The sequence below is a fragment of the Paraglaciecola sp. genome (assembly GCF_039964565.1).
In the GTDB taxonomy this organism is placed as follows: domain Bacteria; phylum Pseudomonadota; class Gammaproteobacteria; order Enterobacterales; family Alteromonadaceae; genus Paraglaciecola.
On record NZ_JBDVXF010000007.1, the window covers coordinates 55,959 to 74,795 of the forward strand.

16 protein-coding genes are annotated in these 18,837 nt (G+C 39.9%); 13 read left to right on the plus strand and 3 right to left on the minus strand.

What is annotated here, in order from left to right; translation table 11 throughout:
* The first annotated feature begins 389 nt into the window (after window positions 1-389).
* The 13 genes from tssA (at window position 390) to ABJK37_RS04580 (ending at window position 15,715) form a co-directional block, all read left to right on the plus strand.
* Window positions 390-1,442, plus strand: coding sequence for a type VI secretion system protein TssA (tssA, locus tag ABJK37_RS04520; RefSeq protein ID WP_348350566.1), 1,053 nt, complete (start codon window positions 390-392; stop codon window positions 1,440-1,442).
* A gap of 80 nt (window positions 1,443-1,522) precedes the next feature.
* A complete protein-coding gene (tssB, locus tag ABJK37_RS04525) occupies window positions 1,523-2,029 on the plus strand; it encodes a type VI secretion system contractile sheath small subunit (RefSeq protein ID WP_215931063.1) in 507 nt (168 codons plus the stop codon).
* Window positions 2,030-2,032: 3 nt separating this feature from the next.
* The gene (gene tssC, locus ABJK37_RS04530) at window positions 2,033-3,526 is read left to right on the plus strand and encodes a type VI secretion system contractile sheath large subunit (protein WP_348350569.1); all 1,494 of its coding nucleotides are present in this window, start codon (window positions 2,033-2,035) and stop codon (window positions 3,524-3,526) included.
* Window positions 3,527-3,566: 40 nt separating this feature from the next.
* Window positions 3,567-4,049 carry a type VI secretion system tube protein Hcp gene (locus ABJK37_RS04535; protein WP_348350571.1) on the plus strand — a complete coding sequence of 161 codons (483 nt, stop codon included), beginning with the start codon at window positions 3,567-3,569 and terminating at the stop codon, window positions 4,047-4,049.
* Window positions 4,050-4,129: 80 nt separating this feature from the next.
* Window positions 4,130-4,918, plus strand: coding sequence for a type VI secretion system accessory protein TagJ (locus ABJK37_RS04540; protein WP_348350573.1), 789 nt, complete (start codon window positions 4,130-4,132; stop codon window positions 4,916-4,918).
* A complete protein-coding gene (gene tssE / locus ABJK37_RS04545; protein ID WP_215931056.1) occupies window positions 4,918-5,418 on the plus strand; it encodes a type VI secretion system baseplate subunit TssE in 501 nt (166 codons plus the stop codon). Before ABJK37_RS04540 ends, tssE begins: the two co-directional genes overlap by 1 nt.
* A 6-nt stretch (window positions 5,419-5,424) precedes the next feature.
* Window positions 5,425-7,296, plus strand: coding sequence for a type VI secretion system baseplate subunit TssF (tssF, locus tag ABJK37_RS04550; RefSeq protein WP_348350576.1), 1,872 nt, complete (start codon window positions 5,425-5,427; stop codon window positions 7,294-7,296).
* Entirely contained in the window at window positions 7,260-8,276 is a 1,017-nt protein-coding gene (gene tssG, locus ABJK37_RS04555) for a type VI secretion system baseplate subunit TssG (RefSeq protein WP_348350578.1), read from the plus strand. The genes tssF and tssG overlap by 37 nt, the downstream gene beginning before the upstream one ends.
* Window positions 8,277-8,303: 27 nt before the next feature.
* Window positions 8,304-11,036 carry a type VI secretion system ATPase TssH gene (tssH, locus tag ABJK37_RS04560; protein WP_348350580.1) on the plus strand — a complete coding sequence of 911 codons (2,733 nt, stop codon included), beginning with the start codon at window positions 8,304-8,306 and terminating at the stop codon, window positions 11,034-11,036.
* A gap of 206 nt (window positions 11,037-11,242) precedes the next feature.
* Window positions 11,243-12,664: a hypothetical protein gene (locus ABJK37_RS04565; protein ID WP_348350582.1), complete on the plus strand. Its 1,422-nt coding sequence runs from the start codon at window positions 11,243-11,245 to the stop codon at window positions 12,662-12,664.
* A gap of 188 nt (window positions 12,665-12,852) precedes the next feature.
* Window positions 12,853-13,335, plus strand: coding sequence for a hypothetical protein (locus ABJK37_RS04570; RefSeq protein WP_348350584.1), 483 nt, complete (start codon window positions 12,853-12,855; stop codon window positions 13,333-13,335).
* 63 nt (window positions 13,336-13,398) lie between these two features.
* Window positions 13,399-14,796, plus strand: coding sequence for a type VI secretion system contractile sheath large subunit (locus ABJK37_RS04575; RefSeq protein WP_348350586.1), 1,398 nt, complete (start codon window positions 13,399-13,401; stop codon window positions 14,794-14,796).
* A gap of 115 nt (window positions 14,797-14,911) precedes the next feature.
* Complete coding sequence (locus ABJK37_RS04580; RefSeq protein WP_348350588.1) at window positions 14,912-15,715, plus strand: hypothetical protein; 804 nt, start codon at window positions 14,912-14,914, stop codon at window positions 15,713-15,715.
* 7 nt (window positions 15,716-15,722) lie between these two features.
* On the opposite strand, the gene ABJK37_RS04585 is transcribed toward ABJK37_RS04580, so the two are convergent.
* The 3 genes from ABJK37_RS04585 to ABJK37_RS04595 form a co-directional block, all read right to left on the minus strand.
* On the minus strand, window positions 15,723-16,217 hold the full coding sequence (locus tag ABJK37_RS04585; protein WP_348350590.1) for a hypothetical protein: 495 nt from the start codon (window positions 16,215-16,217) through the stop codon (window positions 15,723-15,725).
* Between the two features lie 131 nt (window positions 16,218-16,348).
* On the minus strand, window positions 16,349-17,803 hold the full coding sequence (locus ABJK37_RS04590) for a hypothetical protein (RefSeq protein ID WP_348350592.1): 1,455 nt from the start codon (window positions 17,801-17,803) through the stop codon (window positions 16,349-16,351).
* Between the two features lie 29 nt (window positions 17,804-17,832).
* A complete protein-coding gene (locus tag ABJK37_RS04595) occupies window positions 17,833-18,270 on the minus strand; it encodes a hypothetical protein (RefSeq protein ID WP_348350594.1) in 438 nt (145 codons plus the stop codon).
* Window positions 18,271-18,837: the final 567 nt, after the last annotated feature.

The following is an 18,837-nucleotide window of genomic DNA, read 5'->3' on the forward strand; positions in this document are numbered from 1 at the left end:
AAATTTTGTAGATTTCAGGAGCTTCAAATCTGCGCTTATATATTGATGATAATTGTTATCTCTAATTTTGATGTATTACTTTTTATATCGCGTCTTAACACTGACTATTCGTGTACGCAGTTTGAATGCACAACTATAATACATAGCATAGTCAAACTATAACGCGTCTACTTGATAAAATTTATACAATCCTACACTGCTTTGCAAAATATGTAACTGGCAACGCAATTTATTGACTTTGATTATTTAAGTTAGATTAATTATTAGGATTTTTTTATTTGTTCTCGAATAATATGATTCTTAGAAGCAAAAAATTTCTCTTTGCATTAATCTAGATTTGTATTAGATTTGACCGAGAAATAATCAAAACAGTCTAAGGAAAGTGCTAGATGGATTACGATCAAGAGATCATCTCCGATATTTCGGGTGATACGGTATGCGGTGTGAATCTTGAAGATGACTCCGGATTTCAGAATTTCTTTTTCGAATCTCAGGGAACAGCGGAACGTTTTGATGGCAATTCCACTATCCCTGCCGAACCTCCTGAGTGGCGAACAGTAAAAAAACAAGCGCTCGAGTTTATGAAGAAAACTCGGGACTTAAAACTTATTGGCGTTTTGGCTCAATCAGCTTTAAATACCGAAGGCATATTCAAATTTGAACAATGCTTAAACGGTTTGTCGCAGTTAATAAAAACCAAATGGCAAGAAGTCTATCCAGAATTGGATGAAGATGATGGCGACCCGCTAGAACGAATTTCTGCGATGGGACATTTATCCGATAATAGTTTTGTAATCAATACTATAAGAACTCTACCTCTAGTACATTCCAAAATTTTAGGGAATGTAACTTTACAGCTAATTGACAATGCGATTAGCCCGTCCGATAGCAAAAAAGACGATAGTACTGAAATAGAATTATCCCAAATTATCGGTATTTTCAAAGAATCCAATGTCGAAGAAACGACGGCTTTGTTTCAATCAGTTAATCAATGCATTGTACATCTTAATGATATTAATCAAACATTCATTGAGCATGCAGGCAATGAGTATAGCGTTGACTTCGATGCTCTAACCTCTGAACTAAATCAGGTTTCTAGTGCGTTAAAAAAGTACGGCAATCTCGAAGTTGAAGTTGTGACAACACCTGACGAAAGCACTGAGTCTTCAGAAGGTGAGCAAACTGAAGGCGCTACAACTTCCACTGGAAGCGTCAATTTTAATAGTGCAAATATGAAATTAACTTCACGACAAGACGTAGAGCGTTGTTTCGATTTAATTCTTAGCTACTACAACGAATATGAACCCTCTAGCCCAGTACCGATTTTAATTGGTCGCGCAAATAAACTGGTGAATTTAGATTTTCTGGATATAGTTAAAGATATTTTCCCTGATGCATTAACGCAAGTTCAGTCACTTGGCGGAATTTCAGATTCAGAATAAGATTCGAATGATAATTTCAAATAGATAAAGCCCAGATAAAAACATATAAAAATTAATTAATAATATTAAGGAGAATTAACGTGTCTAGTGGTCAAAAGTTTATCGGTCGCAATAGAGCGCCGAGAGTTCAAATCGATTATGACGTAGAGCTTTACGGTGCAGAGAAGAAAGTTCAAATTCCTTTTGTTATGGGTGTAATGGCAGATTTAAGTGGCAACCCAGCAGAGCCACTAGCACCAATTTCAGAACGCAAAATTTTAGAAATAGATGTAGACAATTTTGATGATCGTCTAAAAGCAACAAAGCCAAGAGTTCAGTTATCTGTGCCTAACACCTTAACTGGAGAAGGTAACCTAGCGGTTGAGTTGAACTTCGAAAGCATGGATGATTTTACCCCAGCATCAATTGCAAAAAATACTGACGGTCTAAAGCAATTGTTAGAAGCCAGAAATCAACTTTCGAATCTAGTGACATACATGGATGGTAAAGAAGGTGCTGAGCAATTGATTGCCAAAGCACTTACAGATCCAACCTTATTAGCAACACTAAGTGCAGCGCCAAAACAAGAAGAAAGTGGGGAGGAATAACAAGTGGCTGAACAAGAAACAACACAAGCAGAACAAACCGCATGGGAAGATCTAGACCAAGATAGCTTTGCATCTTTATTACAAAAAGAATTTAAGCCAAAATCAGATCATGCTAAATCTGAAGTAGAAAAGGCTGTAAATACTCTTGCTGGTTATGCACTGCAAGATGCAAATATGATTTCCGAAGACACGGTTCATTCAATCGAAGCCATAATTGCCGAAATTGATAAAAAATTATCTGAACAAGTTAATTTAATTTTGCATCATGAAGATTATCAACAATTAGAAGGTTCATGGCGTGGGTTACACTATTTAGTTAATAACACCGAAACAGATGAAACTCTTAAAGTACGTGTTTTCAATATTTCTAAGAAAGAACTCGGTAAAAATCTCAAAAAGTTTGCAGGTACAGCTTGGGATCAAAGTCCTATTTTCAAGAAGTTCTATGAAGAAGAATACGGACAATTCGGTGGTGAACCTTTTGGTGCCATAGTGGGAGATTACTATTTCGATAATAGTCCAGCTGATGTCAATTTACTTTCTAATATGTCGAAAATCTGCGCGGCATCGCATTCTCCTTTCATCACAGCTGCGGCTCCGGGTTTGTTGCAGTTAGATAACTGGGATCAATTGAGTAATCCCCGCGACTTAACCAAAGTATTTTCGACTCCTGATTTTGCATCTTTTAGATCTTTGCGAGAAACAGAAGACGCCAAGTATATTTCATTGACTATGCCTAGAGTATTGTCTCGACTGCCCTATGGCGACAAAACAGATCCTGTTGAAGAGTTCGATTTTGAAGAGGATGTCAGTGGTCCAGATTCATCTAAGTATGCATGGACAAATGCAGCTTATTCAATGGCGGTTAATATCAATCGTTCATTTAAAGAATACGGTTGGTGCTCGCGTATTCGTGGAATCGAATCAGGCGGTGATGTTCAAGGTTTACCGGTTCATACCTTCCCAAGTGATGACGGTGGCGTGGACATGAAATGTCCAACAGAAGTGGCGATTAGTGATAGGCGCGAAGCAGAACTTTCATCTTGTGGCTTAATGCCATTGATACATCGTAAGAATAGTGACATGGCGGCCTTTATTGGCGCCCAATCGTTACAAAAACCGGCTGAATATGATGATCCAGACGCAACTGCAAATGCCGCATTAGCAGCCCGTCTACCATACTTATTCGCATCGTGCCGATTTGCTCACTACTTAAAATGTATTGTGCGAGATAAAGTTGGTTCATTCAAAGAGCGTGATGAAATGAACAAGTGGCTGCAAGGCTGGGTTAATAATTATGTTGATGGTGACCCACAAAATTCATCAGAAGCAACAAAAGCACGTAAACCGTTAGCGGGCGCAGAGGTAGTAGTTGATGAGGTAGAAGGAAATCCTGGGTATTATAGTGCTAAATTTTTCCTTAGACCACATTATCAGTTAGAAGGATTAACAGCATCGTTACGTTTGGTGTCTAAGTTACCTTCGGAAAAACAGTAAATTTAAAAATACTTAATAGTAAAATCAAAGGAGAGTTATTATGGCTGTTGATCAGTTTTTAAAGTTAGATGGTATAAATGGTGAAGCCCAAGATAAAGAAAAGAAGGACGAAATTGATATTTTGGCCTGGAGCTGGGGTATGTCACAAAACGGCACAACCCATATGGGATCTGGAAGTGGTGCTGGGAAAGTACAAGTACAAGATATTTCTTTTACCAAATATGTTGATTTGGCATCTACAGTACTAATGCAAAAGTGTACGTTAGGTGATCACATTACTGAGGGTACGTTAACCGTTCGTAAGGCCGGTGGTTCGCAATTAGAATATATAGTTATTACGATGAAAGACATTATCGTTTCTTCAATTTCTACAGGTGGATCAGGTGGTGAAGACAGGCTAACTGAAAATGTAACCTTGAATTTTGGCGAATACAAAATTGTTTATACAGAACAAACACCAGATGGTGGCGCAGGTAAACAGCCAGAGTTTGCTTATGATATTGCTAAGAACGCAGTAGTGTAATCTAGAGTAAAAGTGTATTAGTTGGCTACTCTTCATTTTGAGTAGCCAAATTTCCGCAAAAAACAATAAGAAGATTAACAATGAACGCAGAAAGCCTATTAAAATCTGGCGACTTGGCTTCGTGTAAAATCCAGCTTTTCAACGAAATAAAGAAAGACCCAAGTAATTTACAGTTGCGCATTTTTTTGTTTCAACTGTCGTGCATTAGTCGCGACTGGAAACGGGCAGTGACGCAGCTAGATGTTCTTAAAGATTTGTCAGATTCAACATTGGCGATGGTTAGTACCTACAAACAGCTAATTGAATGTGAATTTAGGCGCGAAAAAGTACTTACTGGTGATATTCAGCCTATTTGTTTTGGTGAACCTTCAAACTGGTTAGCTAGTTATGTAGAAGCCTACAAACAATACTGCGACAACAATATCGAACAAGCACAAACTTTGCTTCAAAGTGCCGCTGAGCTTGCTCCAGCGATTTCAGGAACGATTGATGATGAACCCTTTGAATGGATAAGTGATGGAGATTTAAGGTTTGGTCCTGCAATAGAAGTGATGCTTAATGGCGGATATTATTGGTTACCTCTAGAGTATATTTCTGAAATCAAATTTGAAGCGGTCGAGGACCTTCGGGATTTAGTCTGGCGTCCAGCCAATTTAACCTTGAAAAATAAAGGGCAACTCGTCGTTTTTATGCCAGTGCGTTATCCTATAACTGAACAAACGACTGATGCGCAATTGTTAGCCAGAACATGCGATTGGCAAGAGCCCTTAGAAAATTTTTATGTAGGTCATGGACAACGGGTTTTTATTACCGACAAAGCCGAATATCCGCTACTCAATATCACATCAATTAAACTTCAGCACGACTAATGCCAGAGCTATCCCAAAAAGAGCGATTACAGCTTTCGTTGCTTGATCGCCTATCGGATGATGAACCTGATAAAACCAGTGAAGCGCGAGAAAAGCGGGTTATTTCGGTATCTCGGTTAAAAGAATTGGTGCAAAGAGATTTAGCTTGGCTATTAAATAGTGTCGCAGCTTCGGCAAACATGGACTTCACTGATTATCCGGAAGTCGAAAAATCTACTTTGAATTACGGAATTATCGATTTGTCGGGTTATGCCAGTATGATATTTAATCCTAAACATATCGAAAGAGAATTGATTAAGAGTATCAAAAACTATGAACCGCGCATTATTCCTAAAACCTTAAAAATTAAAGTGTCTGTAGCGAAAAAAGAAATGAATAGTAATACTTTATCCTTCGAAATTTCTGGTGATCTTTGGGCGCAACCTTTGCCTTTGCAGCTATTTTTAAAAACTGACGTTGATATAGAAAACGGAAGCGTAACGCTCAACAACTGGAATTAATAGAAGATGGAAGCCAAGTTCTTAGAGTTTTACAATCAAGAGTTAAAGTTCGTAAGAGAAACCGGTGCCGAATTTGCGAAAGAATACCCAAAAATAGCAGGACGGCTGGGTTTAGAAGGTTTTGATTGTTCTGACCCTTACGTTGAGCGATTACTTGAAGGTTTTGCATTTCTCTCTGCTCGTATTCATCTAAAACTCGACGCTTCGTTTCCAAAATTTACCCAGCATTTAACCGAGCAGCTTTTCCCAACTTTTTTGCAGCCTTCACCATCAATGATAATTGCGCAGTTTAGTCCTGATTTTGAGGAGGGAAGTTTAGCTCAAGGTGTGACTATTCCCCGACAAACTGCTTTGCATAGTTTATTGGGTAAAGGAGAACAAACCTCGTGCGAATACCGAACATCAAGCGAAGTTACTTTATGGCCAATCAAACTGACTAAAGCTGAGTATATAAACGCTCAGGATTTGACTTCTTACATTTCTAAGACATCACTTAATTATACGCCTAAAAGCGGTGTGATGATTACCTTAGAAGCCGCGCCAGGCGTGAAGTTTTCTGATATGTCGTTAGATTCTTTGATGTTACATATACGTGGCACAGAGTCATTTCCACTTTACTTATTTGAAGCTATTTTTAAAGGCTTCCAGGGTTGTTTGTATAAAAGCAGTGGCAATGTATGGAGGACTCAACAAACACCTACAAAAGTGACTCCTCATGGCTATGAAAAAGAAGATGCGTTATTACCTTACTGCAATCGTCAATTTGATGGGTTTCGGCTACTAAAGGAATACTTTGCTTTCGCAAATCGTTATTTATTTTTGTCATTGGATAATCTTCAAGCAACGATCAAAGAATGTAATGAAGAAAAGCTACAATTAATACTATTACTTGACCACAACGAACCACGACTAGAAAACTTGGTATCAGTGGACAATTTTTCACTACATTGTGCGCCAGCTATCAATCTATTCCCTAAGCGCGCTGAAAGAATTAATGTTTCTCGCATAACTAACGACTTTCACGTAGTGCCAGATAAATTGCGGCCACTAGATTTTGAAGTCTGCTCTATTACTAATGTTAAGGGTTTTTCATCAGGCATTGAGCCAACCACCGAGTTTTTGCCGCTCTATGGTGCCGATGAAAGTCAGGATAAAAAACACAACGCTTTTTATACAATAAATAGAAACACTCGAAACCTTAATGTCAATCAAAGAAAGTTCGGTCACAGATCGAGTTATATTGGCACAGAAGTGTATGTTTCCTTAGTTGATCCTAAGAATGCTCCGGTAGCGGATAATTTACGGCAATTATCGGTAGATACGCTATGTTGCAACCGCGATTTACCATTGATGATGCCTTTGGGCAAAAGTAAAACAGATTTCACCATAGAAACAGGTGCTCCTTGTGAGTCGGTTCGCTGTGTGGGAGAGCCTACTCGTCCCAGTTCACCTTTAAGTGAAGGAAGTGTATCTTGGGATCTTATTCATCAATTATCTATTAATTTCCTAGGCATTAACGATCACGACTCAACTTCAGCACTAACTAAACTCAAAACCTTGCTTGGTTTAATGATGAACAAAAAAGACCATGCACAGCTTAAACAGATTGATGGCCTGATAGGGCTTAAAACACGTCAAATTACCAGCCGTTTGCCTTTTGCTGGCCCTATTTGTTTCGGGCGCGGCGTTGCCGTAGAGATCACGGTTGATGAATTAGCGTATGAGGGAAACAGTACCTTTATGTTAGGTATGGTTTTAGATCAGTTTTTTGCTCAATATGTCAGTATTAATTCTTTTACTCAACTAATCCTTAATTCATCAGATCGCGGGGAAATCTATCGATGGCCAATTCGAATCGGCTTGCGAAGCTCTATTTAGATGAGTTAACAAAAGATCCTGACGAACTATATCAACAAGGTTTCGCCCCCTTATTAAGATACTTGGACGCCAACGCACCGCTCAGTGCTCGAATTGGCTATTCGGTATCACCCAAGCAAGATTGTGTTCGATTTGGACAATCGGCTTTACTACACTTCCATTCATCAGCTTTTACGACAGTAAGATTTGAGCCTAAAACCGGCGATTACAAACTTAAAAATAGTTACTGGGGAATGCTTGGAATAAATGGTCCACTACCGAGCCATTTGACTGAATATGCAATTGAAAGAAATTATCGCCTTAAAGATAAAACATTCACTGAATTTTTAGATGTCTTTAATCACAGATTCATCTCACTGTTCTACCGAGCTTGGGCTGATTCAGAACCTACAGTGAGTCACGATAGACCCGATAACGATACGTTTAAAAAAAGGCTCAATGCTTTCTCAGGTGAAGCGAATGTATATCGAGACACTTTTGGTCAAAACGGAAACGTGCATCAATATTTGTCAGGCCTATTTAGTCACAAAAATCGCAGTAGCAAAGTATTGAGCCAACTATTGTCAGAACATTTGCACCTAGAGGTGTCAATTTCAGAGTTTCAGGGGCAGTGGTACCAGTTAGAAGAAGGTGAGCAAACTCAATTAGGTAAAAATAACTCTGCACTAGGTGTGAACAGTATAAGTGGAAATCGCACCTTTCAACGAAGCTTTAATTTTGCCATCAACATTGGGCCAGTAGACTATTCTGATTACATAAGCTTATTGGATAATAAACAACGTTTTGAAAGTATTGTTGAGCTGACACAAAAGGCTGTTGGACAAGAGTATGAATTTACAATAAACATAATATTAAAGCCTCAGCAGACTCGACCTAGTCAATTGGGCTTAGCAAAACTCGGAATCAATTCATGGTGTCAAGATAAGTCTAGCCACTTAGCGCAGCAAGACCCCATTTTAGTCTATAACAAAGCATGTTAATAACTACGGAATAAGGGAGTAAACACTATGGCTGAAATTAGTCGCGTCAATCTTTTTGGAAAACTAAACCCTATTGGTTACAAAGCGGTAGAGAGTGCTACCGTTTTTTGTAAACTCAGGGGAAATCCTTATGTTGAACTAGTACATTGGTTTCAGCAAATCTTGCAACTCCAAGACTCTGATTTACACAAAATCATCCAACACTTTAATCTTGACCCATCTGTTTTAGCCAAAGACATGACCAATACTCTCGATGCCTTACCTAGAGGAGCAAGTTCGATCTCTGACTTGTCTAGTCAAATCGAAGATTCAATCGAGCGTGCTTGGGTTTACGGTAGTTTGGTTTACGGAGATACAAAAGTCCGAATGGGCTACGTCGTCCTAGGTATGTTAAAAACGCGAGAACTAAAAAATAGTTTGCTCAACATGTCCGGCGAGTTTGCAAAAATTAAAACTGAGCAATTAGGAGACGAGCTCCTAGACATACTTTCTGGCTCCAGTGAAGACAATACTAATGCAACAGACGGCTCAAGTATTGGTGGCGGCGAACCAGGTACCTCAAGCGACGCAATGGCTCCTGCTGCTATGGGCAAACAAGAAGCCTTAAATCAATTTACCACAGATTTAACTGAGCAAGCTGCAAAAGGTGAGCTAGATCCTATTATTGGTCGTGATGAAGAAATAAGACAGCTTATCGATATATTGATGCGCCGCAGACAAAATAACCCAATATTAACTGGCGAAGCTGGTGTCGGGAAAACCGCGGTTGTCGAAGGTTTTGCCCATCGTATCAATAAAGGGGATGTTCCCCCCGCGCTGCAAGGCGTCAAGTTACTTTGTTTAGACATAGGTTTGCTGCAAGCCGGTGCGAGCATGAAAGGGGAGTTCGAAAACCGCCTCAAGCAAGTTATCGAAGAAGTGAAGTCTTCCACCACGCCTATCATCATGTTTATTGACGAAACTCACACTTTAGTAGGAGCCGGTGGCGCAGCTGGAACCGGAGACGCCGCCAACCTATTAAAGCCAGCTTTGGCGCGAGGTGAGTTGCGTACTATAGGTGCTACAACTTGGGCAGAATATAAAAAACACATTGAAAAAGATCCCGCGTTAACCCGTCGTTTCCAGGTGGTTAAAGTGGATGAACCCAGTGAAGAAAAAGCGATACTAATGATGCGAAATATAGCAGGAATGTTAGAAAAACATCATAAGGTAGAGATGTTAGACGCCGCAATTGAGGCGGCAGTTAAGCTGTCTCATCGGTATATACCTGCCCGCCAGTTACCAGACAAAGCCGTGAGTTTATTAGATACCGCAGCCGCCAGAGTGGCAGTAAGCCAATTTGCGACGCCAGCTGAATTAGAAGACTGCAAGCAGCGCATAGAAAACCTCACAGTCGAACAAAATCTACTGGAAAAAGAAGCGGCTATTGGTGTGGTTAATCAAAAACGTATGGACATGATAGTTGACTGTTTAGTTGCAGAACGTGAGAAGGAACAGGCATTAACAGAAAAGTGGCAATCTGAAAAAACAGTGGTAGATGGCGTACTACAAGCTAGAAAAACTTTACGTGACTTAATTACAGAACAAAAATTATCAGAGCAACAAGTGGCAGCAGAAGCGCTAAATGATGATGGCACTGCCGTTGAACTTGTTGACAACTCAGAAGCAATAAAAGAAGCAAAAGCCGCGTTAGAACAGCAGCACCAGCAACTTGCCGAGTTACAAGGTGAAACTCCGTTAATTCTGCCAGCTTGTGACGAACAGGCTGTCGCATCTGTGGTTGCAGACTGGACAGGTGTGCCAGTCGGTAAAATGGTCAACGACGAAGTGAAAACCGTACTTAATTTGGCCAATGTCATGAAACAACGGGTAATAGGTCAAGATCACGGTATGGAAATGATTGCTAAACGTATCCAAACGTCTAGGGCAGGGTTAGATAACCCTAACAAACCCATAGGTGTGTTTATGTTATGTGGTCCATCAGGTACAGGTAAAACAGAAACTGCATTGGCACTAGCTGAAGCTTTATATGGTGGTGAGCAAAATGTCATCACCATAAATATGAGTGAGTTCCAAGAGGCCCATACGGTATCGACTCTTAAAGGGGCACCTCCAGGCTATGTGGGTTATGGTGAAGGCGGCATTTTAACTGAAGCGGTGCGCCGCAAGCCTTATTCAGTGGTGTTGTTAGATGAAGTAGAAAAAGCCCATTCTGATGTACACGAAATTTTCTTCCAAGTATTCGATAAAGGCGTAATGGAAGACGGTGAAGGTCGAATGATCGACTTTAAGAATACGCTTATTTTGCTTACTTCTAATGTAGGTAGTGAGTTAATCATGAACATGTGTAAAGACCCAGATCTTATGCCAGAACCAGACGGTATCGCAAAAGCATTACGGGAGCCTCAGCTTCAAGTATTCCCAGCAGCATTGCTTGGTCGCATAGTGACTATTCCTTATTATCCACTGTCTGATGAGATGATTAAATCCATCACTAAATTGCAATTGGATCGAATTAAAGATCGCGTTGAAAGTGGTCAAGGTATCGACTTTGTTTACGACGACTCTGTAGTCGACTTAGTCGTCAGTCGTTGTACTGAGTTAGAAAGTGGTGGACGTATGATCGACTCCATATTGACTAATACTTTATTGCCTGAAGTCAGCCATAAGTTCTTGACGCATATGCTAGAAGGCCAACCCATTAGCAAGGTTGAAGTGAGTGCTAAAGACGATGAATTTGTCTATGAGTTAAGTCACTAGTTACTAAAAACGTACAAAGTAACCCTCGAACATTTGGTTGTTTGAGGGTTGCGCTTTGATCTAGATTTTCAGGTACTACACACATTTAAATTAAATATGTCCTGTTAATGTGATTCTGCCGAATTGTCTTATTTTACATGAAGTAACGTTTGTAAAAGTTGTTATGGCGAAACTTAATTGGTTCTTAATACCAAAAGGAGATTACCGTGTCTTTCAACTCAAAAACTTGTCTTGACCAGTTCTATACTGCCATGACAAAACCCCCCTTCGATTTTCAGTACCATTGCCAAAATACATTTTTTCCCGAATTGAAAAAATCGTTTTTAAAGGGCGGACCTTATAAATCTACCCGCAAAAAAGTCATTCAAGAGGCGATAGATGCTATGCAGGTCTATGGCAAGCTCAGCCCCAAAGCAGCAGCTGGAATGCGTTATACTTTTGAAACAACCTATCGAAGTTTCTTTACGAGTCACCTGCCAGCCAATACCCCAAGTGCCGCCGTGCAAGCCACAAAGATGGAATTAATTGACGCGAAATACTATGTGCTCACAGAGAAATTTTTGCTACTTGATTACTGGCAGGCAGTAGCCGCAGGCACTACCGAACCCAATTACCCAGATGACGGTGGTCATTGGGCTATGCATGAACTTATGCAATTTGATCCCGTAAAAGTTCGTCCAATACTCGAGATATTACTTGCTGATGCCGCAATTGTGCTTAAAAAGCAGCATTTTACAACTGAGATGAGCCTGTGGAAAGGTGCAGATTATCAAGTCAAAAAGTCTTATACAAAAACAGGAATGGCTAAAACATTATGTTTCGATGCTAGTGCGCGAGCAGGAATGGAAATGAAGGGCCAATTGGACATGCAATATTCAGGGCTAAAAGTGCATGCTGATGCAGAACTGTTTGCAGGTGCCAGAGGTAGAGTGCAAGGTAATGTAAATGTCTCACAAAGTGGCTTCAGCGCTAAAGGGAAAGTGGAAGCCGAGCTAGGTATACATTTCAAGACTAATGTGAGCTGTGACGTATTCGATGTGCTGGAAGCTGGCATTGAAATCGACGCGTTAGCAGGGGCGCTCGCCAGTGCCGAGGCTGAATTTACAATTGACTACAATGGGGTCAAAGTCAAAGTAGGTGCCGAGGCTTTCGCTGGAGTCAAAGTCACCGCAGCAGCCCATGGTACCCTTAAACTGGGAGGGCGTGAAATAACAAAAGCTAAAGTAACTGCTACGGCTATGGCAGGCATAGGTGGTAGCGCTGGGGCCCACTTTGAATGCAGCCTGTTCGGTAACGTCAGTTTCGGCGCTAAGGCAGGCGCCGTTATGGGAGTAGGAGCTTCAGTCGATACCGCCATAAGTATTGATTTTCACAATATTCATTGGGGTGCTGCCAACCTTTTTTGGACCTATGTCAACGAACATGGATTCAAGAACAAAGGGAAAATATGGTTCTTGCCGGTAAAAGAAAACGTGGAAATGTGCCTTTTAGCGCGACAAGCACTATTCAAAATGATGGGGGATTTATACGCAGAAAATGAATCAGAGCTCGCGCTTCTTGAGCGTTGGAAAATGATTGAACGAAATGTACCTAGAAAATTGAACAACCCGCATTTATCTATCGTTTAAGCCGTTACTATTGAATTTACATCGCTTATAAGTTGCAATGAATGCCGCGCAAATAGGAAACAAAGGTTTAATTTGACGCGGCATAAACACCATGGCTTTTGTTAAATATTTCTGCGTTTCGATTTATCTGAACTACGACTACTAGCCACTACTAAATAGATAATTAGTTATTTTTAAGGACGTACAAAATGCTTCGCAACCCAGTCACTATTGAGCCTTTAGCCAATGAAGATATAACTGCAGTGCAAGGGTTGACTGTTAAACCATTCCAAAAAGTTTATGCCGATCAGACTTTCGATATTTCGGCTGGGTTAGAGGCGGGTTTTAGTGTACATGTAATAAAGAAAAAGGGTTCTGTTGTTGGTATGTTTCGTGTTGATACTCGCTTTCATTTTGACCACGCTTTTGCAAAGGCTGACACGCCAGGTGTGCGATCTTTTATTATTGACCAAGATAAACAGGACCAGGGAATGGGGACTGAAGCATGTCGTATGATGTCCTTTTATCTCCGCGGTGTTGCTCCTATGGCTCGAGGAGCCTATATGTTGGTCAATGTTAATAACGTAGGAGCCTATAAAGCTTGTTCTCGTGGGGGATGGGGCGACACGGGAGAAAAATATATTCTTGGGCATACTGGGCCACAGCATATTCTGTGGATACCGTTGCGTTAACGGAATCTGTAATAATTTTCCGCTTTTAGTCAATTAATTAAGTTACTTTTGGGGAGTAAAATAATGTCAGGTAGACTCGATTTTGAATTTGGATTTAATAATAACAATGCTCAACCTCTTGGTGCGAGTAAACCCATGAGAATGTATTTTTTAGGTGACTTTAGTGGTAATTGTTCACAGGTGTCCGATTGCTCCGCTAACAAAATACTAAAAATTGATATTGATAACTTCGATCAAGTGATGGCTAAATTATGCCCCACTATTACCTTACCTTCTGGTCAGCAGCTTAGCTTTGGCGAATTAGAAGATTTTCACCCAGATAGTGTATTTGAAGCGCGTATTTTCAGTAACTTACGCCGTTTAAAGAAGGAGTTAGGCAATTCAACTACCGCCGAGAAAGCGGCACAAGAGATTATTACAACCTTCCAGATTGGCGAAGAATCACAACCTACAGATGATATTGACTCTGATAAAACATCAGGGCTAGAAAACAACGACGATATGTTCGAACGTCTCTTAGGTCAAAAACAATCAGCGCCCACACCCAGTTCAACTCCTCAAACCAAAGGAAACATAGATAATTTATTAGCTAATATACTCAGTCCACATATTATTAAAGATACCAAGCCAGAACACCAAAGTTTGATGGTGTTTATTGATACTGCAATAGAAGAACTGATGCGTTCAATAATACATGGCAAGGAATTTCAAGGGTTAGAGTCGTTGTGGCGATCCGTTAGAGATGTCATCTTCAATGAAGAGTACGATGATGAAGAACAACTTTTTTATGTTGTCAATTCTGATAATGAGTCACTCAAAGATGCCGTTTCTGGTGATCCGAATTTGCTAGCAAAATTGAGTCAACATGTGAAAGATTGCGATATTGAGACTTACGATATCATCATTAGCAATCATCAGTTTGCAGACAGCAGTGATGATGTTACTACCTTGAACTATTTGGCGAGTGTGGCTGAATCCCTAAATTGCCAACTTGTGGCTGGCGCAACAGATAGTCTTGTGAATGCTGATGAAGCGTCACTATGGCAGCAATTTCGCAAGACGCCTCAGTCTCGTCATGTTGCGCTAACTTATCCTCGAATGTTATTGCGCATTCCTTATGGTGAAAAACATGAAGAAGTGGATGTGTTTGCATTCGAAGAGTTTCAGCATCAGCATCAACACAGTCAATTGTTGTGGGGGAGTTCCGCCTTTGCCTGTGCGCGATTACTGATCCGCCAATACCATGGCAATGTCCCATTCGATTCTCATATCACAGAACTTCCTGCATTTGTTTATGAAGAAGCTGGTGAACAAAAGCTACATCCTTGCGGTGAGTATTTGTTGTCTGAACAGCAACTCACGAGCATTCAAAAACAAGGAATAAATCCTTTTGTTAGTTTTAGAAACAAAAATTGTGTGCGTCTGTTGAGTGACAAGGTAAAAGTAGTTAGTGCTGAGTAATTTCACTTCTTAACATTAAAACCTAGCTGAAAAAATAAGTCAGCCAATGGTTCAACTGACAGTTGTTCTAGCGGGAAGACTGAGCTGAGAGCTAAGTAAAAGGGAATATTTTGTTATGTCATCGCATCAATGCCATCATTGCAAAGCTACGTTATCGCGGACTCAATATTTTCGAAGTCATTATTGTGACAAACCTCTTTGTCAGCGCGCTAAAATCCAAAAGTACTTAGTCGAAAATAAAAAGCGTTTGTCGCAACAATTGATAGCAGATATCGAAGAGTTTATTGCGGATTCACAACTTCAAAAACTACCGTCAAAGTTACTTGATGAAATAAAGAATATTTCGCCTATAGTCGCATTGTTACCCGCCAATACTAATCAGCTTAGAGATGCAAATCGAGAGCGAAATCGGGACTTTTTGGATCATGTCAGTCGGATTTATGATGATATTGAAAACATCAACCAAACAGGCAATAAGATTTACACAAAAAGCTTAAATTCCCCTTTGCCAAAAAAGGAAGCTCAGCTAGTGGGAAAAGCCTGTGCTACTTGTATGGGAAGTTGTTGTAATCTTGGAAAAACCCATGCTTTTTTAGATTATCCATCTCTAAAACATATCTTAGTTTTGCAAACATCAATACTCATCAAGAATGAACTTGTGACACTATATAGTGAATATTTTCCTGACCAGAGCTATGAATATTCTTGCGTGTTTCTCGGTAAAATGGGTTGTACCTTACCAAGGGATTTGCGCTCGTTCACTTGTAACAATTTTCTATGTGATGAGATTACCCACTATCAAATTGCTCTATCACAAGCTGATTCAGCCGTGACCTATGCCGCTGCGGTTTATAACGATACAATTTTGCATAGCAGTGTTTACGATGAAGATAATTTTATTCGAGTAGTAGAAAAATAACCTTCAACTATTTACGACTTACTTTTACTTCTACAATATTCGACTTCTCTTGCCCAATTTGTACCAGAATTTTGTACGTGGCCTCTGCGATTGGTAAATCTACATAGTAAGCCAAGTTTGGATTGAAGTAAGCAGAAAGCAATTGCCCCTCGAGATCTTGCGGCTGTAATTCTGGCTCGTCAAATGGCATGGGTTCTTCTGTACCAGCATCTTCTTCAAGTAGTTCACCGCGATAAACTTGTTCAGTTTCAACATTCATTGCAAATAATTGTATGACAGAATCTTTGCTTAGTTCGGCTAAATCAAGTTGGTAGAATCCGCATATGGGTATAATCGTAAAACTACCATCTTCAGCTGTTTCAACTTCATCAAATTTAACTTCTGTGGGTACATTAATCGCTATACCAATAAAATCAGCCTTAGTACTAACATCAGGTGAGCAAAGGTTTTTTGAATCTGAATTCAATTCAATGTTTTTGAAATCCGCATTGTTATTTGCCACGATTTGGCTCCTTGGGGTTGAATATGCCTGACAAGCTGACAGCGTGACTAAGCTAAATAATAGGTATATACAATGAAATTTAATGCTCATTTATCGTGAGCTTGTTTTTGGCAACTTAGGGCTTATCATACCTAGAGTGCTGACCAGCCGGAATTGATATCTTGTTTTTTAGCAGCAACAGAACAATGTTCGCAAAACGCTGAGTGGCTATTAGTTGAGCCATACATTACACAATCAGACAAAGAAGCATCAGTCGCCGAATCATAACGTGCTTGGCCCGCAGGAATGCCATGATGGCAATGGGTACCCACATGACCTTTACTGGAGTCATAAAAAGTATCTGTTTTGTCTGGTAGTTTTCCGGTTCCTCCTGTAACCATGCCAATTTTGTGGCCCATCTCGTGAATTATGACCTCGTTTTGTTGCGCTGAGCCTTTGTTTTTCCACCAAGCTTTAGTGCAAACACATATAAGATTGCTGCCCCCAAAAGACAAACCCGCACGCATTCTGTCTACCCAAGTGACCTTTAAGGTAACAGTGCCGGTTCCCCTAGGTAATTTACTCACATCTATCTTTACTTTAGAGCTAGCGTTGGGATTGGCCGCGTTAACAGCAATAGCGGTGCAATATTTTTCATCAATAGCGGTGACTACTCCACTAGTCGCATCTTCAAATGAAGCACTTTCAAACCAACTTTCACCGCTAACGATTTCTTGCCATAGGTACTTTGTTCTTACGGCCGGATTCGTTTTACCTGGGCCGGCAATATTGATGGTAATAGCTGAACTGCCTGGACCTACTGATACATTGATTTTGGATAATTGTCTGCCAGTGGTTTTTACAGCTAAGTGGCTGGTATATCCAACAACCAAACTATGGGGTTCTTTCTTTTTGCCTTCTGAGCTTTGATAAGCCGTTTTTACCGCATTTTTATAAGTTGTAGAATCATTGGCTCCAATATTTTCCATTTCGGGCATGTTTTTTTCGGGTAACGACTCAATAATAAAACCTTGTTTCTTATATTCAGATTCCACTGTACTAATTGAATTTGCAGCTGACTTTCCTGCATCGCCTGTCATTTTAATTTGTTGTACAAATACCTTGCGAAGTGTCTCGAGTTTTTTGGTTTTTAGAGTCGTGCCTTGAGTGTCTTTGACTTCGAAATAAAACGTGCTCTTTCCACCTACGCTTAGAAAAGCATCACTGATAACGAGTTCTCCGGTGCTTTCAGTTTGATAGGTTTTTTCTTCTTCAATAAATTTAAACAGACTATTGCGGTTTTTTTCGTCGTCTGTATAGGAAGGGTTTTTAGCATCTGGTATGGCTTTTATTGTAAATTCACTAACGCCCGGTAAGTCAAACTTCGCATAAATTTTGGGTTTATAACCTAATCGCCCTAAACTAGTTACAGACTGATTGTCTACCCACTTATTGTCTCGATCTAAGTTGACAAATTGCTTTCCGTCTTTGGGAAGAAACTTACCTTCTGCACCATCCAATAATTCAACTTGTACCAGCTTAGCTTGTTTAACAACGAAGGTATGTTCTTTACCAGACGCACACTCGAAGCTTTTTTTTCCTGTCATGTTATCGCTTCCTTAGGGATCATCTAACGCTATTTTATAGAAACACTGTCGTCTTCTAAATTTGGAAAACGCACCTTGCATTGACCCGCTTCAAAACCTTCTACTTTAGCGGTTCCATCTATATCTAAGGTTCCGCTCGACACACTTCCATCTGGCAATTCAACTTGATACTTTTCGCCTACTACAGCGTTACCTTTCTCATCAGATAATTTAATAGCAATAAAAGTTGTCTCTTTTTCTTCTTTTCCCGAATCTTCTTCTGCGCTTTTATTGTCTTTTGCAGAACTATCAGTCTCTTTAGGCTTAAAAGCTGTAATTTTCGTTTGGCCGTATTTACCTTTTTGAGCTTTTACTTCTTTGGCTTTAACTTTTGCAACCTCGCCAGGATTGGCGTCATCGGCCACAAAAGCCTCTGCAGGTTTTGTCGGTTTTACAGCTTCAATTTTTTTTCCGCTTTTAGGTTTCATATTTACTTATAGTCAGTTGCAAAATTAATCAGAAAACGCGAATTACGAAGATGTCTCCCCTTCTTCGTAAAACTTAAATATCTACCAAACTCCTTGAAATATATTGATATTGTCTCAAGAATTAGCGAATGAGTAACAAAAATCAAAAGGAAATAGACATATAATCCAATTGAATAAACACTCTACTACATTATGTAAAGTGGGTTTAGGGGAAATACAAAGTCAGCATATTAAATATACAAATTGTAGGCTCAGTTATCTATACCCAAGTAGTTAATATTCTTTACTCGTATTTACGTGAAAAATAGGTAAATACCGAATCCGCTCAGACTTATGGTTACATCTGTCAAATCGCGTAAAAACGAAACTTGCTAGTTCGAGTGTGGTGCTGATTCATTGCTTTTGGTATTTCTGTTTTGGGTAGTAATACCAATCCATCCTAACAATTGATCGCTCAGCGAGGTTTAAAATCACCTAATCAAGGCGTTCGAATGAAGCAATAGTTATTCTATTGTAAGTTCGAGCAACGCAGAGTAGGTGCTTTTAAACCTCGCCCAAAGGGAGAAC

What these genes read in the sequence shown, in the direction of transcription:
- tssA (WP_348350566.1), top strand. Translation starts at nt 390, where the DNA reads ATGGATTACGATCAAGAGATCATCTCCGATATTTCGGGTGATACGGTA.
- ABJK37_RS04535 (WP_348350571.1), top strand. Translation starts at nt 3,567, where the DNA reads ATGGCTGTTGATCAGTTTTTAAAGTTAGATGGTATAAATGGTGAAGCC.
- ABJK37_RS04540 (WP_348350573.1), top strand. Translation starts at nt 4,130, where the DNA reads ATGAACGCAGAAAGCCTATTAAAATCTGGCGACTTGGCTTCGTGTAAA.
- tssE (WP_215931056.1), top strand. Translation starts at nt 4,918, where the DNA reads ATGCCAGAGCTATCCCAAAAAGAGCGATTACAGCTTTCGTTGCTTGAT.
- tssF (WP_348350576.1), top strand. Translation starts at nt 5,425, where the DNA reads ATGGAAGCCAAGTTCTTAGAGTTTTACAATCAAGAGTTAAAGTTCGTA.
- tssG (WP_348350578.1), top strand. Translation starts at nt 7,260, where the DNA reads ATGGCCAATTCGAATCGGCTTGCGAAGCTCTATTTAGATGAGTTAACA.
- tssH (WP_348350580.1), top strand. Translation starts at nt 8,304, where the DNA reads ATGGCTGAAATTAGTCGCGTCAATCTTTTTGGAAAACTAAACCCTATT.
- ABJK37_RS04570 (WP_348350584.1), top strand. Translation starts at nt 12,853, where the DNA reads ATGCTTCGCAACCCAGTCACTATTGAGCCTTTAGCCAATGAAGATATA.
- ABJK37_RS04575 (WP_348350586.1), top strand. Translation starts at nt 13,399, where the DNA reads ATGTCAGGTAGACTCGATTTTGAATTTGGATTTAATAATAACAATGCT.
- ABJK37_RS04580 (WP_348350588.1), top strand. Translation starts at nt 14,912, where the DNA reads ATGTCATCGCATCAATGCCATCATTGCAAAGCTACGTTATCGCGGACT.
- ABJK37_RS04590 (WP_348350592.1), bottom strand. Translation starts at nt 17,803, where the DNA reads ATGACAGGAAAAAAAAGCTTCGAGTGTGCGTCTGGTAAAGAACATACC.
- ABJK37_RS04595 (WP_348350594.1), bottom strand. Translation starts at nt 18,270, where the DNA reads ATGAAACCTAAAAGCGGAAAAAAAATTGAAGCTGTAAAACCGACAAAA.